The organism is Massilia sp. LC238 (assembly GCF_000735635.1).
In the GTDB taxonomy this organism is placed as follows: Bacteria; Pseudomonadota; Gammaproteobacteria; order Burkholderiales; family Burkholderiaceae_D; genus Telluria; species Telluria varians.
The window spans coordinates 88,550-107,440 of record NZ_JNNN01000053.1; the positions used below are offsets into that span (position 1 = coordinate 88,550).

General features: G+C 65.4%; 12 protein-coding genes. 4 read left to right on the forward strand and 8 right to left on the reverse strand.

From position 1 onward, the window contains the following. Positions 1–3: 3 nt before the first annotated feature. From FG94_RS14760 to FG94_RS14775, 4 genes are all read right to left on the reverse strand, one after another. A complete protein-coding gene (locus FG94_RS14760) occupies positions 4–1,104 on the reverse strand; it encodes a glycosyltransferase family 1 protein (protein ID WP_051996722.1) in 1,101 nt (366 codons plus the stop codon). Positions 1,105–1,139: 35 nt separating this feature from the next. Next, positions 1,140–2,072 carry a GDP-mannose 4,6-dehydratase gene (locus FG94_RS14765; protein ID WP_051996789.1) on the reverse strand — a complete coding sequence of 311 codons (933 nt, stop codon included), beginning with the start codon at positions 2,070–2,072 and terminating at the stop codon, positions 1,140–1,142. Positions 2,073–2,085: 13 nt separating this feature from the next. Further along, entirely contained in the window at positions 2,086–3,129 is a 1,044-nt protein-coding gene (gmd, locus tag FG94_RS14770) for a GDP-mannose 4,6-dehydratase (RefSeq protein ID WP_036213059.1), read from the reverse strand. 283 nt (positions 3,130–3,412) lie between these two features. After that, positions 3,413–5,725 (reverse strand): NADP-dependent malic enzyme, encoded by a 2,313-nt coding sequence (locus FG94_RS14775; protein ID WP_036213060.1) that lies wholly within the window; start codon positions 5,723–5,725, stop codon positions 3,413–3,415. Positions 5,726–5,894: 169 nt separating this feature from the next. Here FG94_RS14775 and thiL point away from each other — a divergent pair, with 169 nt between their 5' ends. Further along, positions 5,895–6,857 carry a thiamine-phosphate kinase gene (gene thiL, locus FG94_RS14780; protein ID WP_036213063.1) on the forward strand — a complete coding sequence of 321 codons (963 nt, stop codon included), beginning with the start codon at positions 5,895–5,897 and terminating at the stop codon, positions 6,855–6,857. Here the strand turns inward: thiL and FG94_RS14785 are convergent. Both FG94_RS14785 and FG94_RS14790 read right to left on the reverse strand, forming a co-directional pair. Beyond that, positions 6,854–9,502 (reverse strand): EAL domain-containing protein, encoded by a 2,649-nt coding sequence (locus FG94_RS14785; RefSeq protein WP_036213066.1) that lies wholly within the window; start codon positions 9,500–9,502, stop codon positions 6,854–6,856. The two genes, thiL and FG94_RS14785, sit on opposite strands and share 4 nt — an antisense overlap. Beyond that, positions 9,499–11,514: an ATP-binding protein gene (locus tag FG94_RS14790; RefSeq protein ID WP_036213069.1), complete on the reverse strand. Its 2,016-nt coding sequence runs from the start codon at positions 11,512–11,514 to the stop codon at positions 9,499–9,501. Before FG94_RS14790 ends, FG94_RS14785 begins: the two co-directional genes overlap by 4 nt. Positions 11,515–11,808: 294 nt before the next feature. Between FG94_RS14790 and FG94_RS14795 the strand changes: the two genes are divergently transcribed. From FG94_RS14795 to FG94_RS14805, 3 genes are read left to right on the forward strand one after another with little or no spacing between them, the layout of a single operon-like run. After that, positions 11,809–12,291, forward strand: coding sequence for a CinA family protein (locus tag FG94_RS14795; RefSeq protein ID WP_036213072.1), 483 nt, complete (start codon positions 11,809–11,811; stop codon positions 12,289–12,291). 14 nt (positions 12,292–12,305) lie between these two features. Further along, on the forward strand, positions 12,306–13,232 hold the full coding sequence (locus tag FG94_RS14800; RefSeq protein WP_081926004.1) for a metallophosphoesterase: 927 nt from the start codon (positions 12,306–12,308) through the stop codon (positions 13,230–13,232). A gap of 32 nt (positions 13,233–13,264) precedes the next feature. Beyond that, positions 13,265–16,087, forward strand: coding sequence for a pitrilysin family protein (locus FG94_RS14805; RefSeq protein WP_036213076.1), 2,823 nt, complete (start codon positions 13,265–13,267; stop codon positions 16,085–16,087). 9 nt (positions 16,088–16,096) lie between these two features. Here FG94_RS14805 and FG94_RS14810 read toward each other — a convergent pair whose 3' ends face one another. Together FG94_RS14810 and FG94_RS26670 are read right to left on the reverse strand one after the other, a co-directional pair. Further along, the gene (locus FG94_RS14810) at positions 16,097–18,133 is read right to left on the reverse strand and encodes a phospholipase effector Tle1 domain-containing protein (protein ID WP_081926005.1); all 2,037 of its coding nucleotides are present in this window, start codon (positions 18,131–18,133) and stop codon (positions 16,097–16,099) included. After that, a complete protein-coding gene (locus tag FG94_RS26670; RefSeq protein WP_161783971.1) occupies positions 18,130–18,888 on the reverse strand; it encodes a DUF3304 domain-containing protein in 759 nt (252 codons plus the stop codon). Before FG94_RS26670 ends, FG94_RS14810 begins: the two co-directional genes overlap by 4 nt. Positions 18,889–18,891 lie beyond the last annotated feature (3 nt).

The following is an 18,891-nucleotide window of genomic DNA, read 5'->3' on the forward strand; positions in this document are numbered from 1 at the left end:
AGCTTACTGCGAAAGTAGCGCACGGTACACCTCGGCAGTCTGCCGTGCGGTAGCGTGCCAGGTCAGTTGTTCGGCCCGCGTGCGGCCGGCGGCGATGCAGCGCGCGCGCTCGCGGGCGTCGTTGGCCAGCGTCTGCAGCGCGCTGGCCAGCAGGCCCGTGTCGAGCGGATCGACCTCGAGTGCGGCGCCTTGCGTCACTTCGGGCAGCGAGCTGGCGTTCGACGCCACCACCGGGACGCGCGAGGCAAAGGCCTCGACCACCGGGATGCCGAAGCCCTCGTACAGCGAAGGAAAGGCGAACACGCCGGCGCCCGCATACAGGTGGCGCAGCTGCTGGGCGTCGGTGAGCTTGTCGAGCCAGACCACGTTCTCGCCATTCGCCTGCGCCGCCCGGATCTGGGCGACCAGCGCTTCGCAGCGCCAGCCGCGCGCGCCGACCACCACCAGCGCGCGCTCGTCGCGCAGGGCCTTCGGCAGCGTCAGCCAGGCATCGAGCAGGCGGCCGACGTTCTTGCGCGGTTGCAGTGTGCCGACAGTGAGGAAATAGCCAGGGCGCAGTTTGTAGTGTGCAAGCGTAGCTGTCATCGCCTCCGCGTCGGGCGCCTCGAGCCATTCCTCGTCCACGCCGCAGTAGACGACCGAGACGCGGTTCGGGTTCACGCCGAAGCATTCGACCAGTTCGTCGATCGCGAAGTGCGACAGCGCGATGACGTGGTCGGCCTTGGCGGCGGCCTTGCGCTGCAGCCAGTTCTTGAGGCTGCGCAGGCGCGGGTTGCACCACTCGGGGTACTTGATCGGCAATGCGTCGTGCAGGGTCGCCACCACCGGGCAGTCCATGCGCACGATGCGGTAATCGGTGACATGGAACAGGTCGGCCGGCATGTGGACGCGGTGCGCGGCAGGCGTGGCGAGGTCGACCAGGGAAGCGGTTTCGAAGGATTGCGGCATGGGCTGGCCGATGCTGATGCCCTGCCCCTTCGAACGGACACGCGGCCAGGAATACGGGACGACGCTACAGCCGGCGCGCGGCAGGTGCCGCATCAGTGCGCTGGTATAGACGCCGATGCCGTCGAGGCGGCCGCCGGTCAGGCCCGGTTCGATCATGGTCGTTCCGAGCCCGACGGTGAGACCGCCGGCCCTCACGCCAGGTACATCCAGCGCAGCGTCTCGGACAGCGGCGTCGGGTCGAGTTGGCCGATGACGGCGGTGAGCTTGCTGTTGCTGCCCGACAGCGTGAGCACGTCGTTGGCGCGCACGAATGCCGGGTTGACGTGCACGTCGATGTGGTAACCGGCGATCTCGCTCATCATGTCGATCAGGTTGGTCAGCGAGTGCGAACTGCCGGAGCAGACGTTGAAGGCTTCGCCGGCAGGCGCCACGGCCAGCAGGCGGCGGTAGGCGCGCGCCACCATGCGCACGTCGGAGAAGTCGCGCGCGATCGCCAGGTTGCCCAGCTCGATGCGCTTCTCGTTGCGGCGGAAGTGGGACACGATCTTCGGCAGCAGGAAGTTGTCGGTCTGGCCCCTGCCCGTATAGTTGAACGGGCGCGCGATGGTGATCGGCAGCTTGTCCATCCACAGGCGCGCCATGTATTCCATGGCCAGCTTGCTGACGGCGTAGTCGTTGGCCGGGCTTGGGGTCACGTTCTCGTCGATGACGGGCACGCTGGCATTGCCGTAGATGTTGGCCGAGGAGGCCAGCAGCACACTGGTGGGGCGGTGCTTGCCGGCGGCCAGCGCTTCGAGCAGGTTGCGCGTGCCGACCACGTTGACGCGGTAGATCAGTTCGACATCCGAATGGGCCACGAAGGCGATGCCGGCCAGGTGCGCGACCACGTCGGGCTGCACCTCGTCGACCATCCGCGCCACGGCTTCGCGATCGCACAGGTCGACCGCATGGATGTCCGGGCCGAGCTCTTCGCCCGGCATGACGGTGCCGTAGACACGGTAGCCGGCCGCAGTGAGCTCCTGCGCCATGTAATAGCCGGTGAAGCCGCGCAGGCCCGTGATGAGCGCGCGGCGTCCCTCGCCTTCCCTCCCGCCGATGAAGGCCGGGATGTCGTCCGTGGCCATGCGTTCCATGATCTTAGAACGAGAATCCGATTTCGTTGCGACGCAGGTCGGCGTCGACCATCATCTGGCACAGTTCTTCGAGCGTGGTCTTGGGCTCCCAGCCGAGCACGCGCCTGGCCTTGGACGGATCGCCGATCAGGAGGTCGACTTCGGCCGGGCGGTAGAACTTGGGCGACACGCGCACCAGGGCCTTGCCGGTACGGGCGCAATGACCCACTTCGTTCTCGCCTTCGCCGGCAAACTCGATGTCGATATTGGCGCCCTTGAAGGCCATGCTGACGAAGTCGCGCACGGTCTCGGTACGGTTAGTGGCCAGCACGAAGGTATCGGGTTCGTCGGCCTGCAGGATGCGCCACATGCCTTCGACGTATTCCTTGGCGTAGCCCCAGTCGCGCTTGGCGTCGAGGTTGCCCAGTTCGAGCACGTCGAGCTTGTTCAGGACGATCTTGGCGACCGAGTCGGTGATCTTGCGGGTGACGAATTCACGGCCGCGCAGCGGCGACTCGTGGTTGAACAGGATGCCCGAGGAACCGTAAATGCCATAGGACTCGCGGTAGTTGACGGTCATCCAGTGGGCGTACAGCTTGGCCACGCCGTAAGGGCTGCGTGGATAGAAAGGCGTCTCTTCGACCTGGGGAATGGACTGCACCTTGCCGAACATCTCGGAGGTGGAGGCCTGGTAGAAGCGGATCTTCGGATTGACGATGCGGATGGCTTCGAGCAGGTTGACCGCGCCCAGGCCCGTGATCGAGGCGGTGGTGACCGGCTGCTCGAAGGACACGCCAACGAAACTCTGCGCCGCCAGGTTGTAGACCTCGTCGGGCTGCGCGCTTTCCATCAGGCGGATGCTCGAGGACAGGTCGGTCAGGTCGTATTCGACCAGCGCCAGGTTCGGATGCTTGTCGATGCCGAGCTCTTCGATGCGCCAGAAGTTGACCGAACTGGAGCGGCGGAAGGTGCCGGTCACGTGGTAACCCTTCTCCAGGAGAATCTGCGCCAAGTAGGCGCCATCCTGGCCGGTAATACCAGTGATCAGGGCTCTTTTCGTTGTTTGCATGTTCTTGGGTTCTTGAAGATGGTCTTGCAGGCAGCCAGACCCAGGAAAGCCGGGATTGTATCAAAGAGGAGGAATTGCCTACCTCTACACGGTAGAGAGTGCTGCAATTAATGCAACACTTATCTCGACATTATGCCTTGAAAAGTGTGCCACCCGGCGCCCGCTTACGGTTTGTTACCGTTGTATTTGTGCGAAGACAAATTGTGAAATTCTGAGACAAAAACGCCTGACATAGCTCAAGGAGCCGCGTCAGGCGTACGTTTTACCGCTTGTTGGTACTTACTTACCTCTGCGAGACCGCATCCACCACACACAGAGCCGTCATGTTGACGATGCGGCGCACCGTCGACGACGGCGTCAGGATGTGCACGGGACGTGCGCAGCCCAGCAGGACCGGGCCGATCGCGATGCCGTTGCCGGCGGCGCTCTTGACCAGGTTGTAGGAAATGTTGGCTGCGTCGATATTCGGCATCACCAGCAGGTTGGCGTCGCCGGTCAGCGCCGAGTTCGGCATGATCTTCATGCGCACCTTGGCTTCGATCGCGGTGTCGCCGTGCATCTCGCCATCGATTTCCAGGCCCGGCTTGGCCTGCTGCACCAGCGGCAGCACCGCGCGCATCTTGCGGGCCGATTCGCTGTTGTAGGTGCCGAAGTTCGAATGCGACAGCAGGGCCGCGCGCGGCTGCATGCCGAAGCGTTCCATCTCCTCGGCCGCCATCACGGTGATCTCGGCCAGCTCCTCGGCGTTCGGGTTCTCGTTGACGTGGGTGTCGACGATGGCCAGCTGGCGGTCCGGGGTGATCAGGAAGTTCATCGCCGCGTACACCTTCGATGCCGGCCGCTTGCCCAGCACCTGGTCGACATAGTGCAGGTGCATCTGGGTGGTGCCGTAGGTGCCGCAGATCAGGCCGTCCGCGTCGCCCTTGTGGACCATCATGGCGCCGATCAGGGTGTGGCGGCGGCGCATCTCGATCTTGGCCAGGTCGACGGTCACGCCCTTGCGCTTGGCCATCTCGTAGTAGGTCTGCCAGTAGTCGCGGTAGCGCTCGTCGTAGTCGGGGTTGATCACGTCGACGTTCTGGCCCAGTTTGAGGCGCAGGCCGAACTTCTCGATGCGCTTTTCCAGCACCGCCGGGCGGCCCACCAGGATCGGGCGCGCCAGCTTCTCGTCGACCACCACCTGCACCGCGCGCAGCACGCGCTCGTCCTCGCCCTCGGCGTAGACGATGCGCTTGGCTTCCATCGGCGCGGCCTTGGCCACCGAGAACAGCGGCTTCATGAAGGTGCCGCTGCGGTACACGAACTGCTGCAGGCTCTCGGCGTAGGCGGCCAGGTCCGCGATCGGCCGGGTTGCGACGCCGGCGTCCTGCGCCGCCTTGGCCACCGCCGGGGCGATGTGGGTCAGCAGGCGCGGATCGAAGGGCATCGGGATCAGGTATTCCGGGCCGAAGGACAGGTTGGCGATGCCGTAGGCCGAGGCCACGATGTCCGACTGCTCGGCGTGGGCCAGGTCGGCGATCGCGTGCACCACCGCGATTTCCATCTCGCGGGTGATGGTGGTCGCGCCGCAGTCCAGCGCGCCGCGGAACATGTAGGGGAAGCACAGGACGTTGTTGACCTGGTTCGGGTAGTCCGAACGGCCGGTGGCGATGATGGCGTCGCTGCGCACCGCCTTGACGTCTTCCGGCAGGATTTCCGGGTTCGGGTTGGCCAGCGCCAGGATCAGCGGATTGGGCGCCATCTGGGCAACCATGTCCTGCTTCAGCACGCCGCCTGCCGACAGGCCCAGGAAGATGTCGGCGTCCGGGATCACCTCGGCCAGCGAGCGGTGCGGGGTGTCCTGCGCAAAGCGCGCCTTGTCCTCGTCCATCAGCTCGGTGCGGCCCTTGTAGACCACGCCGGCCAGGTCGGTGACGAAGATGTTCTCGAGCGGGAAGCCGAGGTCGACGATCAGGTCGAGGCAGGCCAGCGCGGCCGCGCCGGCGCCCGAGACTACCAGCTTGCAGTTCTTGATATCCTTGCCGACCACCTTCAGGCCGTTCAGGATGGCGGCGCCGACGATGATGGCGGTGCCGTGCTGGTCATCGTGGAAGACCGGGATCTTCATGCGCTCGCGCAGTTTACGCTCGATGTAGAAGCACTCCGGCGCCTTGATGTCTTCCAGGTTGATGCCCCCGAAGGTCGGCTCGAGCGAAGCGATGATGTCGACCAGCTTGTCCGGGTCGTTCTCGTTGATCTCGATGTCGAACACGTCGATCGCGGCGAACTTCTTGAACAGCACGCCCTTGCCTTCCATGACCGGCTTGGAGGCCAGCGGGCCGATGTTGCCCAGGCCGAGCACGGCGGTACCGTTCGAGATCACGGCGACCAGGTTGCCGCGCGCCGTGTACTTGTACGAGTTGGCCGGGTCCTTGACGATCTCCTCGCAAGGGGCGGCGACGCCCGGCGAGTAGGCCAGCGCCAGGTCGCGCTGGTTCAGCAGGCCCTTGGTCGGGGTGACACTGATCTTGCCGGGGCGGGGAATCTGGTGGTATTCGAGTGCTGCTGCGCGCAGCTGTTGACGCAATTCTTCTTTCTTGTCCGATGACGAGTCCATGCCGGGCAGCCTTCCTGAAACTAGAGGGGAACCTCCAATTTTATCAGACGAACAGTTGACAAAGGCTACGTATTTTCAACAGGCAGTCATGGATATATAAGTTTTGCTAATAATTTATGCTCTGTCATTAGCTTAGCTTCTAGTTAAACGGGGCGATTACAATGCGGAGATGCTTTCCGAATTCGACCTCATCAAACAATTCTTCAAGCGCGAGCGCCCCGGCCGGGCCGACCTGGGCATCGGCGACGATTGCGCCCTGCTCACGCCCTCCCCCGGCATGCAGCTGGCGATCTCGAGCGACATGCTGGTCGAGGACCGGCATTTCTTCGCCGGCGCCGATCCCGTCATGCTGGGTCACAAGAGCCTGGCGGTGAACCTGTCGGACCTGGCGGCGATGGGCGCGCGCCCGGTCGGCTTCACGCTGGCGCTCGCGCTGCCGGCTGCCGACCCGACCTGGCTCGAGGGTTTCTCGCGCGGGCTGTTCGCGCTGGCCGACGCGCAGGGCTGCGAGCTGATCGGCGGCGATACGACCAAGGGTCCGCTGAACATCTGCATCACGGTGTTCGGCGAGCTGGCCCCCGGGCACGCGCTGCGGCGCGATGCGGCGCGCGTCGGGGACGACATCTGGATCTCGGGCACGCTGGGCGACGCGCGGCTGGCCCTGGCCGGCTACCTGGCCGAAGTGGCGCTGCCTGAAGCGGATCACGCGCAGGCGGCCCAGCGCATGCACATGCCGGCGCCGCGCGTGGCCCTGGGCCTGGCGCTGGCGGCGCAGCCGGTCGCGCATGCGGCGCTCGATGTGTCGGACGGGCTGGTGGGGGACCTCGGGCACATCCTGGCGGCGTCAAGGGTCGGCGCCACGCTGGAGGTGGATGCGCTGCCGGCCGGGCCGGTGCTGGCGCGGCAATCGCTCGAACTGCGGCGCCGCTTCACGCTGGCGGGCGGCGACGATTATGAGCTGTGCTTCACGGCGCCGGCAGCGAACCGGGAAGCGGTGCTGGAAGCCGGACGGCGCAGCGGAACAACGGTGACACGGGTCGGACGGATCGAGGCCGAGCCGGGCCTGCGTTTCCTCAGCGCGGATGGCGCGCCGCTCGACCTCAGGCTGAGCGGCTGGGATCACTTCAGTTAGGCCGTACCGGTTTTCTCCACATCCTCGCGCGGCACCTTGCGGTCGTCATACGGCCCGTAGGTCAGCCAGTAGTGCCGGAACGCCAGCCGGATATTCTCGCGCAGCTGCAGGTCGTGCCAGGGCTTGGTGTAGAAGCGGTAGATCGCCCCGCGGTTGATCGAATCGAGCACCGTCTCCACGCCGGTGTAGCCCGACAGGATGATACGGATGGTCTCCGGATACATCTCCTTGACCTTGCTGAGGAACTCGGTGCCGCTCATGACCGGCATGCGCTGGTCGCACAGGATCACCTGCACCCGGTACAGCGCCAGCAATTCGAAACCCTCGGCCGGCGAGGAGGCCGTCAGCACCCGGTAGTTGTCGCGCCTGAACAGGCGGTGCAGCGCGGTCAGCACGTTGACGTCGTCGTCCACGATGAGCAGGGTTTGCACCTTGTCGTCCTGGGCCGGCGGCTGGTCCGGCTGGGCGCGGTTGTCCTGTACCAGGCGCGCCAGCTCGTCGGCGGGCAGGCCGCGCGAGAAGTGGAAGCCCTGGATCTCGTCGCAGCGGTTGCGCCGCAAATACGCCATTTGCGCACGCGTCTCCACGCCTTCGGCGATCACCTGCATGTGCAGGCTGTGCGCCATGCTGATGATGGCCAGCGCGATCGCCGCATCGTCCGGGTTGGTCACGATGTCGCGCACGAAGGCGATGTCGATCTTCAGCTTGTCGATCGGGAAGCGCTTGAGGTAGGCCAGACTCGAGTAGCCCGTGCCGAAGTCGTCGATCGCAATGCGGATGCCGAGTTCCTTCAGCCGGCCCAGCACGGCGATGGTGTGCTCGGCATTCGACATCAGCGCGCTTTCCGTCAGTTCCAGCTCCAGCATGCCGGGCTCGACCCCGTGCCTGTCGAGCGCGGCGCGGATCACGCTTTCCAGGTCGCCTTCGACGAACTGGCGGCTCGAGACGTTCACCGCCACCCGCACGTCGCGCACCCCGCTTGCGTTCCAGGCCGCGATCTGGCGGCAGGCTTCGTCGACGATCCATTCGCCGACCCGCACCACCAGCCCGGTCTCCTCCATCAGCGGCACGAACTCGGCCGGGTAGACCAGCCCGAAGCCCGGCCGGTTCCAGCGCAGCAGCGCCTCCACGCCCGAGATGCGGCCGGTGTTCAGCTCCAGCTTGGGCTGGTAGTACAGCACGAACTGGTTGCCCTCGAGCGCGCTGCGTAGCGCCAGCTCGAGGTCCAGGCGCGCCAGCACCTGCACGTTCATCCCGGCGGTGAAGAAGCGGTAGCCGTCGCGCCCCGCTTCCTTGGCGCGCACCATCGCGGTGTCGGCATACTTGATCAGGGTGCCCGGCTCGGTCGAGTCTTCCGGGTACATGGCGATGCCGATGCTGGCCGTCAGCGCGGCCTGCTGGCCGTGCAGGTCGAAGGGGGCGCGCAGCGACTCGCGGATCTCGTTGGCGACGTTCACCGCCTCCTGCTGGTCGCGCGTCATGGTCAGGATCAGGGCGAACTCGTCGCCGCCCAGGCGCCCGGCCGTGTCGCGCAGGCGCACCACGCGAACCAGGCGCGTGCTGAACTGGCGCAGCAGCTCGTCGCCGAGCGAGGTGCCGAGCGAATCGTTGATGATCTTGAAGCGGTCGAGCGTGATGCACAGCACCGCCACGCGCCAGTTCTTGTCGCGCGCCAGCTCGATGGCGTCGCGCAGGTTCTGGAAGAACAGGGTGCGGTTGGGCAGGCCGGTGAGCGCATCGTAGCTGGCCATGTGGCGCAGGCGTTCCTGGGCGTGCAGGCGCTCGCTGATGTCGCGCGCCACCGCGATCAGCATGCGGCTCTTGCCCAGGTCCTGCAGCTTCCAGCTGATTTCCACCGGCACCGCGCCCTGCCCGCCGGCGCGCAGCAGCTCGGTCTCGACGATGTCGCCGGGCAGCGCGCCGAATTCCGGCTTGTCTTCCTCGCCATCGACGCCGGGCGCGGCGGTGGGCGCGCCGCCATGGGCCAGCGCATCGGCCGCCAGGTGGCGCTCGAGCAGCTGGCGCGTGCCCAGGCCCAGCGCCACCGGGTCGATGCGCAGCAGCGCCTCGCGCGAGAAACCGAGCATGCGGCAGGCGCCGTCCGAGACGTCCACCATCGCCATCGAGGCGGTGTCGATCAGGAAGATCGCATCCGGCGTCGCATCCATCGCGCCGCGGAAGCGCGCCAGCTCGGCGGTGCGCTCGCGCACCTCGCGCTCCAGCTGCACCCCGTAGTCCTGCGACTCGCGGTGCAGCAGGCGCACTTCCAGCAGGTTGCGGATGCGCGTCATCACCTCCACGGTGTCGAAGGGCTTGCCGATGAAGTCGCGCGCGCCGGCTTCCAGCGCCGCCAGTTTCTTGTCCGGCTCGGCCGTCACCACCAGCACCGGCAGCCAGGAATCGCTCTCGAGTGGCTTGAGCGCCTCCATCACGTCGAAGCCGTCCATGGCCGGCATGTGCAGGTCGAGGATGATCAGGTCGAAGCGATGCTTCAGGTGCATCGACACCACCTGGCGCGGATCGCAGGTAGCCGAGACGTTCTCGTACCCGGTCGTCGTCAAGAGGTATTCCAGCAGCTGGACGTTGACGGGTTCGTCGTCCACGACGAGGATGCGCGCGCGGCGGATGTCGGACAGTGAAATCATTCGGCCTTCCTTTCGGCTGGTCTTGCTTTGGCCAGCGTACTGTTGATCGCGTCGGTGAACTTGTCGATGTCGATCGGTTTGGTCAGGTAGCGGGTGAAGCCCGCGGCCATGCCGCGCTCGATGTCGCGCTGCATGGCGTTGGCGGTCAGGGCGATGACCGGGATGCCGGCCGTGAGCGGATCGGCGCGCAGCTGCCTGAGCACCTCGATGCCGCTCATGCCCGGCAGGTTCAGGTCCATCAGGATGATCGCCGGCTGGTGCGCGCGCGCCAGCGACAGGCCGACGTGGCCGTCGTGCGCCGACAGCAGGCGCAGGTCGGAACGGAAGCGCACGATCTCTTCCACCAGGCGCAGGTTGGCGGGGTTGTCCTCGACGTACAGGATCAGCTGCGGTTCTCCCTCGTCCGGCACGGTATGGGCTTCCTGCACCTCGGCGGCCACGCCCTCCGCCTGCGCCGCCAGCGGCGCGGTGGTGGCCAGCTCGATCCAGAACACGCTGCCCATGCCCGGGCTGCTGGACACGCCGATCTCGCCGCCCATCAGCTCGACCAGGCGCTTGGTGACCACCAGCCCGATACCGGTACCCTCCTGGCTGCCGCCCTCCTGGCCGAGCCGGTTGAAGGGCTGGAACAGGCTCGCCACCTGTTCGGCATCGAGGCCGGCGCCGGTGTCCTGCACCGACAGGCGCAGCCGGGTCGGGGCCACCTGTTCGCAGGTGACCACCACGGCGCCGGCCTCGCGGTTGTACTTCACCGCGTTGGAGAGCAGGTTGAGCAGGACCTGTTTCAGGCGGGTGCGGTCGGCCAGCACCACCGCCCCCGGCGTTTCCGGGAACAGCACGCGCACGCCGCGGCTTGCCGCGATCGGCTCGACCATGGCGCGGGTCTCCAGCAGCGTGTCGGAGAGCGCCACCGGCTCCATCGACAGCGTCACCGTGCCCGACTCGACCTTGGCCAGGTCGAGGATCTCGTTGATCAGGGTGAGCAGGTGGCGGCCGCTCTTCAGGATATGGCCGGCGAACTCCTTCTTCTGCTCGATCGTCGAGGGCAGCGTATCGGAGGTCAGGATCTGGGCGAAGCCCAGGATCGCGTTGAGCGGCGTACGCAGCTCATGGCTCATCGAAGAAAGAAACGCCGACTTGGCCTGGTTGGCGCTGCGCGCCTCTTCGATCGCATTGGCCAGCTCGGCGTTGGCCAGCGCCAGCTGCAGGGTGCGCTCGTCCACGCGCTGCTCGAGCTGCTCGTTCAGGCGCATGACTTCCTGCTGCGCGCGCGAGCGTTCCGCCGCTTCGCGCGCGATCTCGCTGCTCGAGGTCTCCAGTTCGCGCGTGCGCCCTTCGATCTCGGTCAGCATGGCATTGAAGGAATCGACCAGCTCCCCGGCCTCGTCGTTGCTGATGCGCGGCGCGCGGCGCGAATAGTCGCGGGTGGCGACGACGTCGCGCGCGATCTCGGTGATGGCCACGATCGGCGCCGTCACCACCCGGCCCATGCGGCGCATCAGGAGATAGGCCACGAACATCGCCAGCAGCGTCACCCCCGCGGCGATGCTGAGGTAGTCGACCGTGCGCGCCAGCAGCTGGTTCTCGGCGCGCAGGTAGACCGTGCCGAGCGCGTCGCCATCCTCGACGATGCGGTGGTGGATGACCAGCTTGTCGCGATCGCTGGCGGGGGCGGCGGGCAGACGTTCGGGCAGCCCGCTCGCCTCGCCGGCCGCCTGGTAGGAAGCGAACAGCTCGCCGTTGGCGTCGTAGATGGCGGCGGCGCGCACCTGGGGGCGGGTGCGCAGCAGCGCCAGGTTCTCCTTGGCCAGGCGCGGATCGTCGAAGGTCAGCGCGGCCGAGCTCATGTGGCCGACCAGTTCCGCCTGGGTGGCGAGGTCGTTCAGCAGGCTGCGGTGGTAGCTGCGCAGGTCGTAGAAGATGATGATCGCCACCGACACCAGCAAGGCGACGAACGTGGTGGTCATCACCGCCCGCACCAGCTTGCTGCGGATCGAACGGCGATGGGTCATGCGGCCTCCAAGGGTCCTACCTCAAACGAAATTGTCAATACAAGAGTCGGCCACCAGGGCGCGGCCGCGCCAATCAGCATAGCCGACGACTTCGTGTCATGTCGCACGGAACTTTTCACTATTCAACCATATGCACACCGGGTAAAACATGCACGCAGCTTGAAGTGCACGCTTTCTGTGTCAGTGCGGCACAGACCGCGCTAGAATAAACTGCGCGCCACTCGCGTGCGCCACATCGGCCTCGGCCTGCTCATCGGTTCACCGCAGGGTCAACCGCATTCAAAGGAGCTTCACGTGACGAACGATATCCTAGATCTTGCTACGAAAGTTGGCCGGGCGCTCGAGGCCAAGCGCCTGGTGCTGGCCACCGCCGAATCCTGCACCGGGGGCGGCGTATCCCAGGCAATCACCGAAATCCCGGGTTCCACCGGCTGGTTCGATTGCGGCTTCGTCACCTATTCCAACAATTCCAAGACCGAGCTGCTGGACGTGCCGGCCGCGCTCATCGCGCAATTCGGATCGGTGAGCGAGGAAGTGGCCGGCAAGATGGCCGAGGGGGCGCTGTCCAACAGCACGGCCGACGTTGCCGTGTCGACCACCGGCATCGCCGGGCCGACCGGCGCGGTGCCGGGCAAGCCGGTGGGCACGGTCTGTTTCGGCTGGTCGCGCGGCGACACGACCTATACCGAGCGCCTGGTGTTCCAGGGCGACCGCAAGGCGGTGCGCGAGCAGACCGTGGCGCATGCGCTGCAGGGCCTGCTGCGCTTCATCGAGTAGGCAGGCAAGCCTCGATGACCAGCATGGCGCCGCGCCTGCTGGGCGGCCTGGCGCTGCTCGCAGCCGCCGGGTCGGGATGTGCCCAGGCAGCTGTCGATACCGATACCGCCGCGTACACCGTGTATGCGGCGGGCGACATCGCGCGCTGCAAGCACCCCGACCCGCGCTGGTCGGGTGCCGCCGCCACCGCCAGACTGGTGGAACCGCTGCTGCGCGCCAATCCCAGGTCCGCCGTGCTGTCGCTGGGCGACCACACTTATCCCTACGGCAGGGCAGCCGAGTTCGAGAACTGCTACCACCCGACCTGGGGGCGCTTCCGCGACCGCACCTGGCCCACGCCCGGCAACCATGAATACGCGACGCCCGGCGCCGCCCCCTACTTCGCGTATTTCGGCGCTCGGGCCAAACCGCAAGGAAAGAGCTGGTACAGTCTGCGGCTCGGCAGCTGGCTGGTGGTGTCGCTCGACAGCAACCTGGACGGCGCGGCGCACGCCGAGCAGATCGGCTGGCTGCGCGACACGCTGGCGCGCGAGAAGGCCGCCTGCACCCTCGCCTTCTGGCACCATCCGCTGTACACCTCGGGCGGCCACTTCCGCGAACAGGGACGCTTGCGCGACGCCTTCGCGCTGCTGCATGCGGCCGGCGCCGAGCTGGTCCTGTCGGGCCACGACCACGACTACGAACGCTTCGCGCCGCAGGATGCCGACGGCCGGCTCGACCGCGCAAGGGGCGTGCGCCAGTTCGTGGTCGGCACCGGCGGAGCCTATGCCACTCCCTTCCTGCAGTTCACGCCGAACAGCGAGGTGCGCGAAGCCAGCTACGACGGCGTGCTGGAGCTGCGCCTGCTGGATGGCGCCTACGCATGGCGCTTCCTGCCGGCCGACCCCAGCCGGGTGCCGGCGGGGGCCACGCCCGACCACGGACGCGGCAGCTGTCACTGAGTTGCCACCGAGCGCCACAGAAGGAGCACCACATGAGATACTGCCGGCTGCTCGCCCTGATATTGATGATGACCACATTCGCTCCACCCACTGGCGCCCAGTCCGCGCCGACGCCCCTGCCCACCGTCGCTTTCGAAAAAACCACCCTGCCCAACGGCCTGCAAGTGATCCTGGTCGAAGACCGGCGCCTGCCGATCGTGGCAGTGAACATCTGGTACCACGTCGGCCCGGCCAACGAAGCGCCCGGCCTGACCGGCTTCGCCCACCTGTTCGAGCACATGATGTTCGCCCAGACGCGCCACATCCCGCGCGGCATGGCCGACCGCCTGCTGGAAGGCGCCGGCGCCACCGACAGCAACGGCGGCACCGGCTACGACCAGACCAGCTACTACGACACCGTGCCCTCCAACCAGCTGGAGCTGGCCTTGTGGGTGCACGCCGACCGCATGGGCTACCTGCTCGACGTGCTCGACCAGAAGGCGCTCACCAACCAGCAGGACGTGGTGCGCAACGAACGCCGCGAGACCGTCGAGGACGAACCCTACGGCCTGGTGCAGGAAGCGCTGGCGCATGCGCTGTTCCCGAAGGGCCATCCGTATTACGCCTCGATCATCGGCTCACACGCCGACATCCAGAACGCGAAACTCGACGACGTGCGCCAGTTCTTCCAGCGCTACTACGGGCCGAACAACGCCAGCATCGTGATCGCCGGCGACATCGACAAGGCCAGGACGCGCGCCCTGGTCGAACGCTACTTCGGCAGTTTCAAGCGCAGCCCTCCGGTGGCGCGCCCCAGTGTGACGACGCCGCCGATTACCAGCGAGCGCCGCGTGGTCGTGCGCGACCGCGTGAAGCTGCCGCGCATCTTCATGGGCTGGCTCACGCCCCCCGCGTACCAGCCGGGTGACACCGAGCTGGCGGTGGCGGCCGAGATCCTCGGCGGTGGCAAGTCGAGCCGGCTGTACAAGAAGCTGGTGTACGAGCGCCAGATCGCCCAGGACGTGGACGCCAGCCAGAACTCCCAGGGCCTGGTCTCGACCTTCGTCATCGACGTCACCGCACGTCCCGGCGTCGAAGCGCGCGCGCTGGAAGCGGCGATCGACGCCGAGCTGGCCCAGCTGCGCGATCACGGCCCCTCGCAGCGCGAAGTCGAGCGCGCCCGCAACAGCCTCGAGACCGCGCTCCTGAGCACCGTCGAGAAGCTGGGCGGCGACGGACTGGCGGACCAGCTCAACCACTACAACCAGTACACCGGGGACCCGGGCTACCTGGCAAAAGACGTGGCGCAGCTGCGCAGCATCACGCCCGCCGACGTGCAGCGCGCCGTGCGCAGCTACTTGCGCCAGCAGGCGCGCGCGGTGGTCACCGGCCTGCCCGGCAAGCCGGTCATCGACGATCCGCGGGTTCCGCCTGCGCCGAAAGCCGGCAAGGCCGCCAAGCCGGCCACCGTGGCCGCGCACGAAGCGATCAACGTGCCGGAGCCCTGGCGCGCGCAGCAGCCGATGGCGGGGCCGGCCCCGCGCTTCACGCTGCCGCAGGGCGAGTCCTTCAAACTGCCGAACGGTCTCACCGTGATCCACCACTACAAGCCGGGCCTGCCGCTGGTGGCGGCCCAGCTGGTGGTGCGCAGCGGCAGCGCCGAGAACCCTGCCGACGTGCCGGGCCTGGCCGGCTTCACGGCGCAGATGCTGGAAGAAGGCACGGCCACGCGCAGCGCGCCGCAAATCGCCGACGAGATCGCGCAGCTCGGCGCCTTCCTCGACACCGGCACCGGCCATGACGCCTCAATGGTGTCGCTGCTGTCGCTGCGCGCGAACTTCGCGCCGGCGCTCGACATCATGGCCGACATCGTGCTGCGCCCGGCCTTCCCCAACGCGGAAGTCGAGCGCCAGCGGGCCGACCGGATCGGGGAACTGATCCAGCAGCGCGACGATCCGGAATCCGTGGCGGCGGTGGCCGCGGCCGGCACCTTGTACGGCAGCGGGCATCCGAAGGGCTATGGCCAGCTCGGCACCGAACCGGCGATCCGCGCCGTCACGCGCGACGACCTGGTGGACTTCTGGCGCCGCCACTACGTACCCGGGAATGCCGCGCTGGTGGTGTCGGGCGACATCGCGCGCGGCGAACTGAAGGCGCTCGTGGAATCGCGCTTCGCGGCCTGGGCGCGTGCCGACGTCCCCGACGGCGGTGTGGAAGAGCCCGCCGGCACGCCCGCGCGCCTGGTGCTGGTCGACCAGCCGGGCGCGGTGCAGACCGCGCTGCGCGTCACCGGCATCGGGGTGGCGCGCACGACGCCGGACTTCCCGGCGCTGCAGGTCCTGAACGCTGCCCTGGGGGGCATGTTCTCCAGCCGCCTCAACAACAACCTGCGCGAGACCAAGGGCTACACCTACGGTATCTCCTCCTGGTTCCGCTACGACCGCACGCCGGGCCCCTTCGTCGTTGCCGGCAGCGTGCGGCGCGACGCCACCGGCGCCTCGGTGCGCGAGATCTTCAGCGAGGTGAACGCGATGCGCGATGCGCCGTTGCCGGCCGCCGAACTCGACACCGCCCGCGATGCCCAGGTGCTGTCGCTGCCCGGGGCCTTCGAGACCAATGCCGACATCGGCGCCAGCATGGCCGACATCTTCATTTACGGCCTGCCGCTCGACTACTACGCGCGCCTGCCCGCCCAGCTCTCGGGCGTCACGGCGGCGCAGGTGCAGGCCGCGGCGCGCAAGTACCTGGCGCCGGAACGGATGAAGGTGGTCGCCGTGGGTGACCGCAAGCGCATCCTGCCGCAGTTGCAGCCGCTCGGGCTGGGGACGGTGGAGGTGCGGGATAGCGATGGGCAGTTGCCGCGCCGCGCGGACTGAGTGGTGTGGTCAGGAAATCAGATCGGCATCCGAGCCTGCGTAGATTTTCCGAAATCTCAGATAGCCTGCGCAGGCGATCAAATCGGAAGCAGACCCCCAGGGCTCGCGTCCTTCAGTAACAAGGCGGGGAATCTTACCGTGCTTCTGGTATTCCTCCACGGCACCTCGCTGCTCTTCAGTCAGTCCATCGTCTGCGCGCATCCGATAAACAGAGTTTCCCCGGCCACGCATCCTGGATCGAACTTCATTATGGCTTGCCACCGCCTTGCGTCGCTTCACCCATTTATCGAGCATGGCAAGCATGTCTTTTTCGTTGTCCGGGTTACCGGGTATGAGCTTGAACCAGGCCCTGGAGTCATGGACATAGTTGTCGAAGAACTCCAGTACAGCTGGATCCAGGCTTTTTTCCTTTTCCCACCAGGTCGCAATTTCTTCCCACTCGGCCGCATGGCTGTTGCCGAATCCGGCTTTCTGAACTGAGGGAATGAACTGCCTGCCCTTCTCCTTGAGCCAGGTAGCAAATGCCTTGATTTCTTCTTCGAATTCATGGGCCGCACTATGGAGATCGTTTTGGTCGAACACGGATGAACGGAGGAAGCTCGGGCTCTTATGCAATGGGGTCGTTCCGGTGACCCGTCGGGCCAGCCGCCACTCGATCTGCTTGCGCGCCTGCTCGCGCATGATCCGATGGATTGGGCCTTTCATTTCCTTGCACGTCGCGATGTAGGCGTTGAAGGCGGTGATCGCCTCAGGCTTCAAGGCGAACCTTTTCTTCGCAACCGGGCTGGCCAGCTCAAGCTTCAAGGGAACACCGTTCAGGCGAGCGGCCTTGTACATCATCAGGAGCGGAATTCTCGTCAGCATGTCCGCTCCCGCCGGATCGGTTCCGCGCCCCTGTTCGCCGGGACAGTAGCCGCAGCCGACGTCCGAATGTACCCCGGGCACGACGATTTCCGTACAGCCTTCGGCGAGGACGCCGTTGACCGAGATCGAATCGACCGGAAAGCTGCGGCGCAGCTCGTGCGCCGCAACGAGATGCAGGCAGTTCATGCCTGCCGGGACACGCATGCTGTCCTCGGCATCTGCCCAAAGTCCATGCCCATCGAAGAACCCAAACGAGTTTGCGGATCCAACGGAGGCGACGGTATCGAACAGGCCCAGGAAGTCGAAGTGCACCGGAAAGCCACCCAGCGACATCGCTCCCGTCTTCCCTCTAAGCCTGGCGTCCAGCTTGCAAAGGGATTGCAGCCAGTTTACGAACACACGGGCTTCGGTGGCGCCGCGCGAAAAACCGAACACCGACATATAGATCGTCTTGACGATACCCGGGTCAATCTTGGCCGGCTTGCCTGTTTTCTCGTTCGGCCAATGCCTGGAGACGGCCTCATGCAATCTCAGCAGCATTTCCTTGAATTTTTGTGGCACCTGCTTTTCGCGACTGTTCAAGCCGAGGTCGCCTCCCCTGCCATCAAGGAGTGCGCGTGTGCTTTTATTCAGGATGAGGGTCCGGCACAGCTCTTTTTCTTCCGTTGCCGATATCAGCGGCGTCTTCAGAAAAAAACGGTGAAGATTATTTACGGCCTGGATCAATGCCCACACTATCCTGAAGTCGCCGAATCCGCCTGCTGCGGCGCCGGAGGTAGCTTGCATGCCGGTTCCATTATCGCCTACTTGCGGGAAAGGGGATGCGACGCCCGGGACATAGACTCGGAAGAAATGCTTATATCTGGGCAGTTCGTGTACCCAGTCAGTCGAAGTGGGAAGAACTCCGGGGACGCTCAGACCGGGGTAACAATCGTAGAGGCGAGCGACGTTCGAATGGTTCTTCGTGGTCTCGGCTTGTTCGTAGTTATTCTTGGTACCGTCAAAAAAAAAGCCGAAGAACAAGTTTGTATTGCACGATTTCTCCGGAATTCCAATTGGCGGACGCTCCCGTATATCATAGCGTTCCGACATATCCCTTATTTCCTTCTTTGAAAAAAATATGCTCGGATCGACCACAGAGGAAAAGTTTTCGCCTACGAATGGAGCAAGCATCATTGTCATGGCTTCTCCTCCATAACTTGATTTACTCTGTTCTTGCTGTTCTCAAAGAATTTTTCGTAGTCTTTTTTAAGTTGCACAAGATATCGTGGTTCTTCCGGACCAGTAAACGCTTTAATACTGTCACGATCATATTGTTTTGCATGTTCCCACGCTTCTATACACCCCTTCTTCGGATCCTCTTCCAAATCATGAAGTAGGGATAGCGCAGCATCCACGCTGGCAAGGTGATAATTTAGAAAAATTTTCCACCGTTCTAGGCGATACTCATAAGAGGGAACCGGCCAGCCTTTTATTTGCCCTGGCCAATTCGGATGGTCGGGCTGAAAGTCACTAGATACGACAGCGACCTTACCGTCCGGGGTACGCAGCACCCACAGCTCACCAGGCTTGCCGTCGGGGTATTGCGGGACCTCGACGAGGTGTGTCTCCTTAACTTCAAGCAGCCCTTTCTCCGGCCCCCTGTCTACCCAGTGGGTTGCATTCACCTGCAGTGTGATACCGGGACGCCAGGTCTTGGGCAGCGTCGCGCAGCAGGTTGTCCCCCCAGCCCCATAAGGATCGATCAGTTCTCCGCCGGCGCCGGGCTGGTCCTTGAGGGCCGGATTCTTGACGGAATAACTGAAGGTATCCACGGTGTGGTTGACGCCATGAAGATTGACGTCCACGTTTGTTGACTCACTACACGCGGTGAGAGCGGGTTGAATCAACAGGCAGGCCAGCACCGGTACAGCATATTTCCAGATCGGCTTGAGCATGTT